10 protein-coding genes are annotated in these 14884 nt (G+C 67.1%); 6 read left to right on the forward strand and 4 right to left on the reverse strand.

Going from position 1 to position 14884, the window contains the following annotated elements:
- Window positions 1-158: 158 nt before the first annotated feature.
- Entirely contained in the window at window positions 159-1937 is a 1779-nt protein-coding gene (locus QNO00_RS03710) for a dipeptide ABC transporter ATP-binding protein (RefSeq protein WP_284023671.1), read from the reverse strand.
- Between the two features lie 225 nt (window positions 1938-2162).
- On the opposite strand from QNO00_RS03710, the gene QNO00_RS03715 reads away from it, so the two are divergent.
- The 6 genes from QNO00_RS03715 (at window position 2163) to QNO00_RS03740 (ending at window position 11356) form a co-directional block, all read left to right on the forward strand.
- A complete protein-coding gene (locus QNO00_RS03715) occupies window positions 2163-3839 on the forward strand; it encodes an ABC transporter substrate-binding protein (protein ID WP_284023672.1) in 1677 nt (558 codons plus the stop codon).
- Window positions 3840-3934: 95 nt separating this feature from the next.
- The gene (locus QNO00_RS03720; RefSeq protein WP_284023673.1) at window positions 3935-5431 is read left to right on the forward strand and encodes a malate:quinone oxidoreductase; all 1497 of its coding nucleotides are present in this window, start codon (window positions 3935-3937) and stop codon (window positions 5429-5431) included.
- A gap of 145 nt (window positions 5432-5576) precedes the next feature.
- Window positions 5577-8723 (forward strand): efflux RND transporter permease subunit, encoded by a 3147-nt coding sequence (locus QNO00_RS03725; protein ID WP_284023674.1) that lies wholly within the window; start codon window positions 5577-5579, stop codon window positions 8721-8723.
- A gap of 97 nt (window positions 8724-8820) precedes the next feature.
- The gene (locus tag QNO00_RS03730; RefSeq protein WP_229965258.1) at window positions 8821-9921 is read left to right on the forward strand and encodes an LLM class flavin-dependent oxidoreductase; all 1101 of its coding nucleotides are present in this window, start codon (window positions 8821-8823) and stop codon (window positions 9919-9921) included.
- Window positions 9922-9930: 9 nt separating this feature from the next.
- Entirely contained in the window at window positions 9931-10398 is a 468-nt protein-coding gene (locus QNO00_RS03735; protein ID WP_229965257.1) for a MarR family winged helix-turn-helix transcriptional regulator, read from the forward strand.
- A 34-nt stretch (window positions 10399-10432) separates the two neighbouring features.
- Complete coding sequence (locus QNO00_RS03740; RefSeq protein ID WP_284023675.1) at window positions 10433-11356, forward strand: oxidoreductase; 924 nt, start codon at window positions 10433-10435, stop codon at window positions 11354-11356.
- A gap of 6 nt (window positions 11357-11362) precedes the next feature.
- Here QNO00_RS03740 and QNO00_RS03745 read toward each other — a convergent pair whose 3' ends face one another.
- The 3 genes from QNO00_RS03745 to QNO00_RS03755 form a co-directional block, all read right to left on the reverse strand.
- The gene (locus tag QNO00_RS03745; RefSeq protein ID WP_284023676.1) at window positions 11363-12853 is read right to left on the reverse strand and encodes an MFS transporter; all 1491 of its coding nucleotides are present in this window, start codon (window positions 12851-12853) and stop codon (window positions 11363-11365) included.
- Window positions 12850-14280, reverse strand: coding sequence for a M20/M25/M40 family metallo-hydrolase (locus tag QNO00_RS03750; protein WP_284023677.1), 1431 nt, complete (start codon window positions 14278-14280; stop codon window positions 12850-12852). The genes QNO00_RS03745 and QNO00_RS03750 overlap by 4 nt, the downstream gene beginning before the upstream one ends.
- Window positions 14281-14377: 97 nt before the next feature.
- The gene (locus QNO00_RS03755) at window positions 14378-14845 is read right to left on the reverse strand and encodes an Lrp/AsnC family transcriptional regulator (RefSeq protein ID WP_229965253.1); all 468 of its coding nucleotides are present in this window, start codon (window positions 14843-14845) and stop codon (window positions 14378-14380) included.
- Between the last annotated feature and the right edge of the window lie 39 nt (window positions 14846-14884).

Here is a 14884-nt window from a genome sequence, read left to right on the forward strand (position 1 = left end):
CCCCCCCAACCCCCCAAACACCACCACACAAACCCCCGGCAGAGCGGCCCCCCCGGGGGGCGCCACCTCTGCCTGTCTTTGAGGACTTGGCCCCGGTTAAAGCCTTTGGTCCCGGGCCGGTTCCCCGGCCCGGAACCTTCCCGATCAGGAGGCCGGGATCAGGAGGCCAGCTCGTCCTCGGAGATGTCCAGTTCGTTGCCCGGGATCGAAGCCAGCAGTTTCCGCGTGTAGGGATGCCGGGGGTTCGAAAAGACTTCCTCCGACGACGCCGCTTCCACCAGCTCCCCGTCCTTCATGACGCAGACGTAATCCGAGATCAGCCGGACCACGGCCAGGTCGTGGGAGATGAAGAGGTAGCTCAGTCCGAGTTCGGCCTGCAGGTCACCCAGCAGTTTCAGGATCTGCGCCTGAACCAGCACGTCCAGGGCCGACACCGGCTCGTCGCAGACGATCAGCTCGGGCTTCAGCGCCAGCGCCCGGGCAATCGCCACGCGCTGCCGCTGCCCGCCGGACAGCTCCGCGGGATAGCGGCGCAGCATCGACTGCGGCAGCGCCACCTGCTCCATCAGCTCACGCACCCGCGCGGCCCGCTCGATCTTGGACCCGCGCTTGTACGTCTTCAGCGGCTCGTCCAGGATCCGCTCGATCGTGAACATGGGATCCAGGGAGGAGTACGGATCCTGGAAAATCGGCTGGACACGCTGCCGGAATGCACGCAGCTTGCCCTTTTCCAAGCCTCCAACATCGATCCCGTCGAAGGTAATCGTTCCGCTGGTGGGTTCAATCAGCTTCAGCAGCATCCTGGCGGTGGTGGTCTTGCCGGAGCCGGACTCCCCCACGATCGCCACGGTCCGGCCGCGGGGAATGTCCAGGGTCACGTTGTGCGCGGCATAGAAGTCCTCGGACCGCCCGCGGATCTTGAACACCTTGGTCAGGTCGCGGATTTCCACGATGTTGTCCGGTGCGGCCGTGCTGCCGGCACCGGCGTCCCCGGCGTCGTGCCCCGCCGCCCCGGCGACGGCGACGTCGTCGGCCAGCCCCGCTTCGCCGTCGCGCTCCGCGAAGGCCTGCTCGGCGAGTTTCAACCGCTGGGCCGCCGGCACGGTAAAGGCACCGGGGCTCAGCCGCACGGCTGCCACGCTGGGCGCCGCTGAAACCAGGGCCTGCGTGTAGGGATGCTGCGGATCCTCCAGCAGCTGGCGGGCGGGGCCGGTTTCCACCACCAGCCCGCGGTGCATCACCACCAGCTCGGAAGCGCGTTCGGCGGCCAGCCCCAGGTCATGCGTAATCAGCAGCACCGAGGTGCCCAGTTCCTCGGTCATCTTGCCGATCTGGTCCAGGATCGTCCGCTGCACCGTCACGTCCAGGGCCGACGTCGGTTCATCAGCGATCAGCAGCCGCGGCCGGCAGGCCAGGCCAATGGCGATCAGTGCGCGCTGGCGCATGCCGCCGGAGAACTCATGGGGATACTGTTTGGCCCGCTCCGCGGCGTCGGGCAGGCCCGCTGCGGTAAGGACCTCGATGACCTTGCGGTCCAGGTCCTTGGACGTGGCCATCCCGTGCACCAGCAGGGTCTCCGCCACCTGGGTGCCGATCTTCGTGACCGGGTTCAGGTTGGACATCGGATCCTGCGGCACCAGCCCGATGGAGCGCCCCCGGATGGCCCGCATCTTGGCCTCGGGCATCCCCACCAGCTCGGTTCCGTCAAAGCGGATGCTGCCGGAGGCGACCTTGCCGTTGCCCGGCAGCAGGCCAATCACGGCCATGGCGGTGGTGGACTTTCCGGATCCCGACTCGCCCACAATGGCCAGCGTCTTTCCCCGGGGAAGGGCGAAGGAGGCGCTCTTCACCGCCTGCACCTCGCCGTCGGTGGTCCGGAAGTTAACCGCGAGATCGGTCACCTCAAGCAGGGGAACGTCAGGGCTGATTTCAGTCATTTCCCTATCCTGCCTTACTTGGAGCAGTGGTGTGAGCCGTGTCTCACCGGCCCTTGCCGGTTTTTTTTCATTTAGACTGGCAATCCACGCATATTGTCCAGACATGGCCAGCCATGCACTCGGGCACGGGTGCCGAAAACAGCGATGGAAACACCGTTAGGCACCACCGTGCGAGAACCGTCAGACCACACCAGGGATGGAGCGTCCCGGAGGAGAACAACAGCTGTGACAGATCCCGGCATCGGCCGCCGCTCCTTCCTTCGGGCCGGTGCCCTCCTCGGGGCACTCGCCCTCGCCGGATGCACCGCCACCCCGCCCGACAGCAACGCCACCGCTTCGGCTTCCGCCTCCGGCTCCCAGGGCGGACCCAGCGCCACCTTCACCTTCGCCACCGCCGCACGCCCGTCGGGGCTGGATCCGGCCCTGGTCACCGACACCGAGAGCCACCGGGTCACGCGCCAGATCTTCGAGGGCCTCGTGGGCGTCGATGCCCTGACCTCCGCGCCCACCCCGCTGCTGGCCGAGAGCTGGACCGAGTCGGAGGACGGCCGCAGCTACACCTTCGCGCTGCGCAAGGGCGTCACCTTCCACGACGGGGAGCCGTTCAACGCCGACGCCGTCTGCGCGAATTTTGAGCGCTGGTACCACCTGCCCGCCTCCGCCCGTGGAGTCGGCAATCTTGCCTACCAGTCAGTCTTCAACTCCTATTCGGACCGTCCGGAACTGGCGGTGTACAAATCCTGCACCGCAGTGGACGAACACACGGTTCAGATCGACCTGGCCACGCGCCTGACCGGATTCATTCCGGCACTGGCCTCGCCCGAGTTTGCCATGTCCTCGCCCAAGGCCCTCCGGCAGTTCAACGCCGATGCCCTCAGCTCCGAAAAGGACGGCCAGAGGCTCTCGGAATATGCCCTGCACCCGGTGGGCACCGGACCGTTCTTCCTGGAATCCTGGGAAGGCGACGAAGTGCGCCTGGCAACCTACCCCGACTACTGGGGCGAACGCGGGCAGATCGCGGGCATCGTCTTCAAGACGATGACCAGTCCCGAAAGCCGGCTCCGCGCCCTGAAAAGCGGGCAGGTGGACGGCTACGACCTCGTCACCGTGGCCGATGTGGACGACCTGGCCCGCAACGGCCTGCAGATCCTGCAGCGCGACCCGTACTCGGTCCTGTATCTGGGCATCAACCAGGCCTTCCCGGGCCTGGACAACGTCAAGATGCGCCAGGCCATTGCCCACGCCATCGACAAGGACGCGCTCCTGGAGGGACTGTTCCTGAACGGAACCAAGCAGGCCAACCAGTTCGTTCCCGAAAAGCTCGGTGTCTCCTCCGGATCCGTGACCAGCTACGGATACGACCCCGAACGGGCCGCCGAGCTGCTCAAGGAGGCCGGCTACAAGGGCGCCGAACTGCCCTTCCACTATCCCCGCCACGTCACCCGCGCCTATCTGCCGACACCGGAGCGGGTGTACGCCGAGCTCAGCCGCCAGCTAACTGCCGTTGGCCTGAATATTAAGCCGGTTCCGGTGGAATGGTCCGACGATTATCTGCAGAGCGTGCAGCGCAGCGGTGACCGCGCCCTGCACCTGCTGGGCATCAGCGGCACCTACGACGATCCGGACAACTTCGTGGGCAGCCTGTTCGGCAGCTACACCGAGGAATTCGCCTACGACGACGCGCAGCTGCTGAGCAAGATTGACCGGGCACGCACCCTGGAATCCGGACCGGAACAGACCGAGGCGTACACGGCCATCAGCGACCGGATCGCCACCCGGGTGCCGGCCATTCCGCTGGCCTTTCCGATCTCCGCGCTGGCGTTCTCCCCCAGAGTCGCCGTCTATCCGACCTCTCCCCTGCTCAACGAAGTCTTCAACCGGATCGAGCTCCGCGAACCGTAAGTACCTGCACCCCGCGCTCCGGCAAGCTCAGGTGATTTTAGTAAGGGGACCGGTAGCGATACGCTTCTAGGGCTAGCGCCCTCGCGACTGGAGATATGAAGTTGACTGCTAATAGCCCGGCGGACAAGTCCGCAACCAAAACCGATGTTCTGCTGATCGGCGGCGGCATCATGAGCGCGACCCTCGGGGCGTTCCTGAAGCAGCTCCAGCCTGATTGGGACATTTCCCTATTTGAGCGCCTCGACCGTGCCGGGCTGGAAAGCTCGGACCCCTGGAACAATGCCGGCACCGGCCATGCCGCGCTCTGCGAGCTGAACTACAGCCCCGCAGCGGCCGACGGTTCCGTTGACCCGGCGAAGGCCGTGGGCATCAACGAACAGTTCCAGGTTTCGCGCCAGTTCTGGTCCCACATGGTCTCCTCCGGCCACATCTCGAACAGCTTCATCAACCCGCTGCCGCACATGAGCTTCGTCTGGGGTGACGCGCACTCCGAATACCTGCGCCGCCGCTACGAGTCGCTGAGCGCGCAGCCGCTGTTCAAGACCATGGAGTTCTCGGAGGATCCGGCCAAGCTGGCCGAATGGGCTCCGCTGATCATGGAGGGCCGGAACCCCTCCCAGCGTGTTGCCGGTTCCCGCGTCGCGGGCGGCACCGACGTCGATTTCGGCGCCCTGACCCGAGAGCTCACCGGCTACCTGGGCAACAACGGCGTGGAGATGAACTACGGCCACGAGGTCAACAACGTCTCCCGGTCCTCCAACGGCGGCTGGGACGTCAAGGTCAAGAACCGCGCCACCGGGCAGTCCCGGACGGTTTCGGCCCGCTTTGTCTTCATCGGCGGCGGCGGCGGTGCCCTGCATCTGCTCCAGGCCTCGGGCATTCCCGAGGGCAAGGGCTTCGGCGGCTTCCCCGTCTCCGGCCAGTTCCTGCGCTCCACCGACGACTCGATCATCTCCCGGCACAACGCCAAGGTGTACGGCCAGGCCTCGGTGGGCGCCCCGCCCATGTCGGTGCCGCATCTGGACACCCGCTTCGTCAACGGCCAGCGTTCGCTGCTGTTCGGCCCGTACGGCGGCTTCTCCCCCAAGTTCCTCAAGAGCGGTTCCTACCTGGACCTGCCCGGATCGGTCCGCCCGGACAACCTGCTGCCGATGCTGGCCGTCGGCAAGGACAACATGTCCCTGGTGAAGTACCTGATCACCGAAGTGCTGAAAACCCGCGAGGGCAAGACCAAGGCGCTGCAGGAATTCGTTCCCGGAGCTGTCACCGAGGGCTGGGACCTGATCACCGCCGGCCAGCGCGTGCAGGTCATCAAGAAGGATCCGAAGAAGGGCGGCGTGCTGCAGTTCGGCACCGAACTCATCACCGCCGCTGACGGCTCCGTGGGTGCCCTGCTGGGCGCCTCCCCGGGCGCCTCCACCGCTCCGCCGATCATGGTGAACCTGCTCAAGCGCTGCTTCCCCGCCGAATTCGGCGGCTGGGAGGCCAAGATCAAGGACATGATCCCGGGCTACGGCGTCAAGCTCAACGAAAATGAGTCCCTGCTGGACGAAATCACCCAGGACACCAACCGCGTCCTCGGCCTGAACTAACCGCACCGCCGCATCATTTTTACCCGTTGGACCGGGCCGACCCATCCGGTCGGCCCGGTCCTTCGAACTATTTGCACCGGTACGGTTTCCCCGTCCGGAACGTTTTGCCGATCTACGTCAGTTCCGCCCTTCCTAAGGCAGGCTCATGGACCGCTTGGCCAAGCTTTCCCTCTCCAACCGGGCGCTCATTGCCCTGATCACCGTTTTCACGGTGGTCTTCGGCGTGATCTCCATGGGGTCGCTGAAGCAGGAGCTCATCCCCTCACTGGAGTTCCCGCAGATCAGCGTGATCACGGCCCTGCCCGGCGCGTCCCCGGAGGTGGTGGACAAGCAGATCAGTGAACCCCTCGAAGGCGCGCTCACCGCTGTCGAAGGCCTGGAGTCCTCCTCGGCCACCTCGCGTTCCTCAATTTCCACCATCAACCTGACCTTTGCCTACGGCACCGACCTGGACCGCGCCCGCGGCCAGGTGGACCGGGCAATCTCGAACGCCCGGCAACTGCTGCCCGACGACGTGAATCCACAGTCCCTGGCCGGCAGCATCAGCGACTTCCCGATCGTGTACATGGCCGTGTCCTCGGATCAGCCTCTGGCCGAGCTCAACAGCGAACTGCAGCGGCTGACGGTTCCGCGGCTGCAGAAGATCGAAGGGGTGCGGACCGCCGAAGTCACCGGCGGCTCCACCCGGAGCATCGCCATTCTTCCCGACTCCGCGGCCCTTGCCGCCCTGGGGGTTGCGCCGTCGGCCATCTCGGAGGCACTGGAAAACAGCGGCGCCCTGGTTCCTGCCGGCACCGTTTCCGAGGACACGCGGACCCTGCCCATCCAGGTGGGCAGCCCGCTGGACAGCCTGGAGAAAATCGCCGCCCTTCCGGTCGAATCCACGCAGGACTCCGGAGCGGGCGCCGATCCGGTGACCATCGGCGACGTCGCGACCGTGGACATCGCCGAAGACGAGAACACCTCCATCACCCGCACCAACGAGGAGCCGACGCTGGCGGTGTCCATCACCAAGACCCCCGCCGGCGACACCGTGGGCATTTCGCACGAGGTTCTGGACCTGCTGCCGGCACTGGAATCCGAGCTCGGCAACGGCGCGAAATTCACCGTTGTCTTCGATCAGGCGCCCTTCATTGAAGAGTCCATCTCGAACCTGACCACCGAGGGCATCCTGGGCCTGGGCTTCGCCGTCCTGGTGATCCTGGTCTTCCTGCTCTCGGTGCGTTCCACCCTGGTCACCGCCGTGTCCATTCCGCTGTCCCTGCTGGTGACGTTCATCGGCCTGCTGGCGTTCGGGTATTCCCTGAACATTTTGACCCTGGGCGCGCTGACCATTGCGATCGGCCGCGTGGTGGACGACTCCATTGTGGTCATTGAAAACATCAAGCGGCACCTGGGCTACGGCACCGACAAGCGGACCGCCATCCTGACCGCCGTCCGCGAAGTGGCCGGCGCCATCACCGCCTCGACCCTGACCACAGTGGCCGTTTTTGCGCCGATTGCGTTTGTCGGCGACCTGGCCGGTGAACTTTTCCGGCCGTTCGCCATCACCACCTCTCTGGCGCTGCTGGCATCGCTGCTGGTGTCCCTGACGATTGTGCCGGTGCTGGCGTACTGGTTCCTGAAGTCATCTCCCCCGGTCGCCGATCCCGCCGCGTACCGGGCCGACGCCGAAGCCCGGGAGTCCCGGACACCCTTGCAGCGCGGCTATCTGCCGATCCTGCGCACCACGCAGCGGCATCCCGTCTACACCCTGGCCGCCGGCCTCGTCGTCCTGGTCGGAACCGCGGCGATGACCCCGCTGCTGCAGACCAACCTGCTCGGAGACACCGGGCAGAACACCTTCAGCGTGCGGCAGGAAATGCCGCCGGGCACCGCACTGGAAACCACCTCGGCGGCTGCCGAAGAGGTGGAGGAGACGCTGCGCGGCACCGAGGGCATCAAGGATGTCCAGGTCACCATGGGCACCTCGAGTTCGGGGTTTGCCGCCTTTACCGCCGGTGGATCCGCGGTGGCTTCGTACACCGTCATCACCGAGCCCGGGGTGGACCAGGTGGCGCTGCGGGAGACCGTCAGCGCCGAGCTGGACGGCCTGGACGACGACGCCGGGAACCTCACCCTGGGAACCACCGGCGGCGGTTTCGGCACCTCGAACACCGTGGACATCAGCCTCTCCGCCGGTGATCCCGCCGAGCTGCAGCCGGCCGCCGAGCAGGTCACCGAGGCGATGTCCGAGCTGCCCGCAGCCGCCGAAGTCACCAGCAACCTGTCCTCCTCCTCCCCCGTGGTCCAGATTTCGATCGACCGCGCCAAGGCGGTGGCGGCCGGGCTGAATGAGCAGCAGATCGCCGGCCTGGTGGCTTCGACCCTGAGTCCGCTGCCGGGTGGAACCATCCGGATCGGCACCGACGACTTCCCGGTCCTGATCGGCGAGGGAACCACCGTCACCAGCATTGAGCAGCTCAGTGCCGTGCCGGTGCCCGCCGGCTCCGGCACGGTGCCGCTGAGCTCGCTGGCGACGGTCGAGGAAGTGGATGTCCCGACGTCGATTTCCTCCTCCGGCGGCGAGCGCACCGCCGTCGTCTCCGTGGCCCCGGCGGGCGACAACCTGGGGGCGGCGATCACCGAGGTGCAGGCCCAGCTCGACGGGCTGGAGCTGCCGGCCAGCGTCACCGCCACCCTCTCCGGTGCCGCCACCCAGCAGAACGAGTCCTTCACCCAGCTCGGACTGGCGCTGCTGGCGGCCATCGCCATTGTGTACGTGATCATGGTGGCCACGTTCAAATCCCTGGTCCAGCCGCTGATCCTGCTCGTCTCCGTGCCGTTTGCCGCCACCGGGGCGATCCTGCTGCTGCTGGTCACCGGGGTGCCGCTGGGTCTTCCCTCCCTGGTGGGCATGCTGATGCTCGTCGGCATTGTGGTGACCAACGCCATCGTGCTGGTGGACCTGATCAACCAGTACCGCCGGCCGCACGACGGGCGGCCGGGAATGAACGTCCCGGATGCCATCATGAAGGGTGCCCGGCAGCGGCTGCGCCCCATCCTGATGACCGCGCTGGCGACGGTGTTTGCGCTGACCCCGATGGCGCTGGGCGTCACCGGAGAGGGCGGCTTCATTTCCCGGCCGCTGGCCATCGTGGTGATCGGCGGACTGGTGTCCTCGACCGTGCTGACCCTGATCCTGGTGCCGGTGCTGTACCGGCTGGTGGAGGGGTCGCGGGAAAAGCGGCGGGGCGGATCCGCCGATGCATCCGGCGGATTCACCCCGGCAGGTGCCGGCCCCACGGAATGATTCGTGCCGAACCGTCGTTGTGGCACCGTGTAGATGCAAATGCATATACTTGGAGCAGTTCGGTTCGGCAGCCGCCGGAACACCATCGGAGGACACCATGCAGATCGGCGTATTCAGCGTCAGCGACATCACCCGCGACCCCGTCACCGGGCGGATCCCCACGGAAGGCGAACGGATCAAGTCCGCCGTGGCCATCGCGAAGAAGGTCGAAGAAATCGGGATGGACGTCTATGCCACCGGCGAGCACCACAACCCGCCGTTTTATGCCAGTTCCCCCACCACGCTGCTGGGCTACATTGCGGCGCAGACCGAGCGGATCATCCTCTCCACCGCCACCACGCTGATCACCACCAATGACCCGGTGAAGATCGCCGAGGACTTTGCCATGCTCCAGCACCTCTCCGACGGCCGGGTGGACCTGGTCCTGGGCCGGGGCAACACCGCCCCCGTCTACCCCTGGTTCGGCAAGAACATGCAGGACTCCGTGGAGCTGACAGTGGAGAACTACAGCCTGCTCCGCCAGCTCTGGGACAAGGACACCGTGAACTGGGAGGGGAAGTTCCGCACCCCGCTGCACAACTTCACCGCCACGCCCCGTCCGCTCGACGGCGTCGCCCCCTTCGTCTGGCACGGCTCCATCCGCACGCCGCAGGTGGCGGAGATTGCCGCCTACTTCGGCGACGGCTTCTTCGCCAACAACATCTTCTGGCCGAAGGAGCACTACATGCAGCTCATCGGTCTGTACCGCGAACGCTACGAGCACTACGGCCACGGCCGCGCCGATCAGGCGATCGTAGGCCTGGGCGGCCAGTTCTTCATGCGGAAGAACTCCCAGGACGCCGTGAACGAGTTCCGTCCGTACTTCGACAACGCCCCGGTGTACGGCCACGGCCCCACCATGGAGGACTTCACCGCGCAGACCCCGCTGACAGTGGGCAGCCCGCAGGAAGTGATCGAAAAAACCCTGTCCTTCCAGGAATACTTCGGAAACTACCAGCGCCAGCTCTTCCTGATCGACCATGCCGGCCTGCCCCTGAAGACCGTGCTGGAGCAGCTGGACCTCTTCGGCGAATACGTGCTGCCGGAGCTGCGCCGAGAATTCGACTCCCGCCGCCCGGCCGATGTTCCGGACGGTCCTACGCATGCCGCACGGGTAGCCGCAGCGTCACGTGCATCAGCGGCTCCTTCTTTTCAGTAGGGTAGAGGCATGTCCCCGGATACCAGCAGCGTCCCCGTTCGACAGGCAGCAGAGGCCTGGGAGTCCCTTTTCCGGACCCAGGTGGGGGTGATGAGGCGGCTCCAGAAGGATCCGGCGTTCAAGAACCTGACGATGCGCGAGTACGACGTCCTGTTCAACCTCACCCGCTGCCCCACCGGCTGGATCCGCCTGAACGAGCTCAATGAGCACCTGCTGATCAGCCAGCCGAGCCTCAGCCGCATGGTGGAACGGATGGAGGCCAAGGGGCTGGTGCAGCGCCGTCCGGCGCAGAACGACCAGCGCGGCGTTGAGCTGGCACTGACCGACGAGGGCCGGGACATGCAGCGCCGCCTGGGCCGGGTCCATGTGCAGGGAATCCATGAGCTGCTCTCGCCGGCGCTCAGCAGCGAGGAACTCAACCAGCTCAAGCTCCTCACGGACAAGGTGCTGGCCAGCCTGGCCGCCAGCGACGACTAGCACCGCCTGATCCGAACCACGGCGGGAGCCAGCAGTGGAAACCTTCAGCGCCGACAGCATCCCCGACCAGAGCGGAAAAACCGCAGTCATTACGGGCGCCAACAGCGGCCTGGGACTGCAGACCGCCCTCGTCCTCGCCGCGAAGGGCGCCCGCGTGGAGCTGGCCTGCCGGAACGCAGCGCGGGGCGAAGCGGCGCTGCAGCGGATCCGCGCCGAGACCGGAAGCGACCGGGTGCGGGTGCGCCCGCTGGATCTGGGCTCCCTGGCCTCCGTGCGGGCCTTCGCCGCCGCGCAGGAGGCCCCGGTGGACCTGCTCATCAACAACGCAGGGGTCATGGCCACCCCGCACCGCGCCACGGCTGACGGGTTCGAGCTCCAGTTCGGGGTGAACCATCTGGGCCACTTCGCACTGACCGGGCTGCTGCTGCCGATGCTGCGGGCCGCCCGCGCTCCGCGCGTGGTCACCGTCTCCAGCCTCGCCCACCGCGGCGGAAGGATGTATTTCGACGATCTGGACGCCGCACGCAGCTACCGGCCCTGGGCGCGGTACAACCAGAGCAAACTGGCCAACCTGCTGTTCACCTTCGAGCTTTCCCGCCGTCTCGAGGCCCGCGGCGAGAACCTCATCGCCGCAGCGGCCCATCCCGGCTTCGCCAGCACCAACCTCACCTCCGGCATGAACCACCCCGCCAGCCTGGACGTCCTGGGTGCCTTCTTCCGCCTGCTGGGCCAGAACGGGGCACTCGGGGCGCTCCCCACGCTGTATGCCGCTACGGCTCCCGAGGTGCGGGGCGGGGACTTTTACGGGCCGGACGGTCCCGGACAGCTGCGCGGCACATTGCACGGCAAGCCCGCCCCGGTAACTCCGGCGCCCCAGGCCCGGGACCCGGACGCCGCCCGCCGGCTATGGGAGGTCAGCACCAAGCTCACCGGCGTTACGTTCCCCGGGTTGGAGTAACCGCCCCTACGGTCCGGGGGTGCCGGTGTCGGCAGCCGTGAGCGGCACGTCCGAAAACGCCGGCCGCGGCACCAGCAGCAGCAAGCCGGCGGCAAGGAAGCCCGTTCCCGAGCACACGGCCCACACCGTGAGATAGCCCGACAGGGGCGCCGCGGTCTGCAGGCCCGTGCCTCCGGCCACGGCGTCAGTCGCCGCGCTCAGCAGCGCTATTCCGAACACCGCTGAGGCAAACGACCCGCCGATGGTCTTCGTGGTGTTCGTGAGGCCGGTGGCCATGCCGGTGCGGTTTCGCGGGGCGGCAGCGGCCGCGGCGGAGGGCAGCGCGGCGACCAGCGCACCCGAGCCCAGCCCGGCAACGATCATGTTGGTCAGCGTATGGGCCAGGGTGTCGTGGAAGGGCAGGAACAGCAGGTAGCCGATGCCCACCAGCGCCGCGGCACCGCAGAGGGTCAGCCTCGGCGTCGTGCGCCGCGCAACCACCGGAAAAATCAGGGCTCCGAGGAGCACTGACAGCACATAGGACCCGATGATGATCGACACGTCCCCCGCGTCCAGCCCCAGGCCGTAGCCGTGCACCCCGCGGTCAGTGCGGGCGAAAGTGGACATGGGCGCCTGCGCGCCGAGGACCGAAATCCCGAACAGGCCGGCGGTGAGCTGGACAGGCCACATGGATTTCTCCCGCAGCATTCGGAAGTCCACCAGCGGATCGGCCAGGCCCAGTTCGTAGCGGACGAACGGCACGAGCGCTGCCACCCCGGACAGCAGGACCAGCCAGACCCACCAGGTGCCCGGACCGTTGATCCGCAGGAAGCTCAGTCCGGACGTGATCAGCAGCAGTCCGAACGCGAGCAGCAGGAAGCCCCGGCCGTCCAGGATCCCGCCGGCGCGGTCGGTGGTTTCCGGAACACCGAAGTGGATGGCGGCGATGCACAGCGTCACGGCCGCTGCGGGAATCATCAGGGTGAGCTCCAGCCTGCCGGCGAAGACTTCCACCAGGGCACCGGCAGCCAGCGCTCCGACAATAACGCCGAATTGGAGGGCGCCGACCAGCAACCCGGCTGCCTTGCGGGTCAGGGCCGCGCCGCCCAGGGACCCGGCAGCCCTGCCGAAAATCAGCGCGATCTCCAAAGGCAGCCAGACCACGTAAAACCCCTGCAGCGACCAGGCCGCCAGGAACGTCCAGAAGTCCGGCGCAAAGGCCACGCCCCAGGACGCGGCGGCAGTTACCACGGTGGAGACCAGCAGGATCCGCTTATGCCCGTGGATATCGCCCAGCTTGGCCAGGACCGGCACGGCGAGCGCGCTGAGCATCAGCTGCGCGGCCTCGAACCAGTTGACGTCGCCGTCGCTGATGCCCAGGCGGCGGGCAATGTCGGTGAGGATCGGCGTGTAGTACCCCTGCAGGATGCCGCTGGTGATTTCGACAAGGGCCAAGAAGAACACCACCGGTCCCAGCGAGCGCAGGCTGCGGCGCCCGACGTCGGCGGCCGGCTTCACCGGGCGGCCTCGAGGCTGCGCAGCAGGCGGACGTAGAACAGGATCCCCTCGCCGAAGGTCTCCACTCCCAGCGATTCGTTGTCTCCGTGGATGCTGGCCCGGGCCTGGCGGTCCATCCGGAACGGGGCGAACCGGTACACCGCGTCGCAGATTCCGGTGAAGCGCCTGGAGTCGGTCCCGGCGAGCATGACGTACGGAGCGGGCGCGGCGTCCGGGAAGACTGCCGTGATGGTCCTGGCAAGCAGGGCGAACTGGTCATTGTCGGTGGCCGACACCGGAGACGGTTCATTGCCTTCAACCACCCGCAGCGACACCGATGGGTCCCTGATGATCCGCTTCAACCGCCTGACCGTCCCCTCCACCGTGTCCCCGACGGCGATCCGGATATTGGCGTTGGCCGTCGCCCGGGACGCCAGCACGTTGGCGGCGCTGCTGCCCCGCAGCTGGGTCACGGCCACAGTGGTGCGTGTCAGGGCACCGGGTTCTCCGCCCATGCGGGCCAGCACCATGGTGAGCGGCCGCCGGAAGAGTCCCATGTTCCGAAAAACCAGCCGCGCCGGAAAGCGGGCGGCGGAAGCCAGCCGCCCGAACATTTCCACCGTGGGGTTGGGCAGGGAGGCAGGCAACGGGTTCTCGTCCAGCCGGACGACAGCCCGGGCCAGACGGGCCGTGGCGCCCCGGCTGTGCGGCGTGGACGCGTGACCCCCTGAATCCTCGGTGGAGAGTTCCACGTCCAGGATTCCTTTTTCGGTAACACCCACCACGGCCACCGGCCGGTTCACAAACGGAAAAGCCTGCGTGGCCACCGCTCCGCCTTCATCCAGCACCAGCCAGGGCCGGATCCCCCGGCTGGCCAGCAGAGCTGCAGCAACTCCGGCGGTGGTCCCCGCCGTTTCCTCATTGTTCCCAAAGGACAGGTAGACGTCCCGCGCCGGAACGAAACCCTCCTCGAGCAGAAGTTCCACGGCCTGCAGGATCGCGGCCAGGGCGCCTTTGTCATCCAGTGTTCCGCGTCCCCAGATCCTGCCGTCGGAGATGGCCCCGGAGAAGGGCGGATGATCCCACGAACCCGGATCCGTCACGGGGACGACGTCGTAGTGCGCCATCAGGACCAGCGGACTGCCGTTCGCCTCCGCGCCGGCTTCCGCGCTCCCGGAGCCGGGGACTGGGACCGCCGGAGTTGCCCCCTTCCAGTGATAGAGCAGCCCGTACCCGTTCACCCGCTCCAGCGTCAGGTTCCGGTGAACCTGGGGAAACAACTCCGGCAGCGCCCCGATGAAGCTGTCGAATTCGGCAATCTCGATGTCCTGCGGATCCCGTGTGGACACGGTTCGGCAGGTGATGAGGCGGGAGAGCTTCGCGGCGGCAGCCGACCCGGCTTCCAGCGCCGCGGCAGCCGGCGGGGGCACGATGGACTTCGATTTCATGCCCCGAGTGTAACGAGGACCACAGTGGACGCGCCGGTGCAGCACCCGCAACCCGGGGAGCGGCTGTCCACGCCGCCTGTTGTGCGGAGGTGGTCCGCTATTCGGAGGCGGCCCGGAGCAGGGGCAGGGTGCGGCCTTCAAAATGTGTGTTCAGCACGATCACTGACGACGACCGCACGATGGTCCGGGTCGCGACGATCGAATCGATGACGCGCTGCAGGTCCGAATTGGACCGGGCCGCCACGCGCGCCAGCAGATCGCTTTCGCCCGAGACGGTGTGGACTTCCTGGATCTCCGGGATCTGCTCCAGCGCGTGCACGACGGCGGCGTGCCCGGTGTCCTGGCTGATGGTCAGGGAACAGTAGGCCACCACTCCGTAGCCCAGGGCGGCAGGATCCACCCGCGGACCCCACCCGGCAATGACCCCCAGCCGCTGCATCCGGTCCAGCCGCGCCTGAACCGTGGCACGCGCCACCTGCAGTGTGCGCGACGCCTCCAGCACGGACATCCGGGGTTCGTCGGTGAACAGTGCAATGATGCGGGCGTCCAGGGCGTCGGTAGGCATGTTTCCCTCTCCTGCACCGCGATCAGCTGTGCAAACTGT

This window comes from Arthrobacter sp. zg-Y1219 (assembly GCF_030125545.1).
Taxonomy (GTDB): domain Bacteria; phylum Actinomycetota; class Actinomycetes; order Actinomycetales; family Micrococcaceae; genus Arthrobacter_B.

Bases quoted from the DNA above. Each gene is read 5' to 3' on its own strand.
- QNO00_RS03725 (WP_284023674.1), top strand. From the start codon at position 5,577: ATGGACCGCTTGGCCAAGCTTTCCCTCTCCAACCGGGCGCTCATTGCC.
- QNO00_RS03750 (WP_284023677.1), bottom strand. From the start codon at position 14,280: ATGAAATCGAAGTCCATCGTGCCCCCGCCGGCTGCCGCGGCGCTGGAA.
- QNO00_RS03755 (WP_229965253.1), bottom strand. From the start codon at position 14,845: ATGCCTACCGACGCCCTGGACGCCCGCATCATTGCACTGTTCACCGAC.
- QNO00_RS03735 (WP_229965257.1), top strand. From the start codon at position 9,931: ATGTCCCCGGATACCAGCAGCGTCCCCGTTCGACAGGCAGCAGAGGCC.
- QNO00_RS03710 (WP_284023671.1), bottom strand. From the start codon at position 1,937: ATGACTGAAATCAGCCCTGACGTTCCCCTGCTTGAGGTGACCGATCTC.
- QNO00_RS03730 (WP_229965258.1), top strand. From the start codon at position 8,821: ATGCAGATCGGCGTATTCAGCGTCAGCGACATCACCCGCGACCCCGTC.
- QNO00_RS03720 (WP_284023673.1), top strand. From the start codon at position 3,935: ATGAAGTTGACTGCTAATAGCCCGGCGGACAAGTCCGCAACCAAAACC.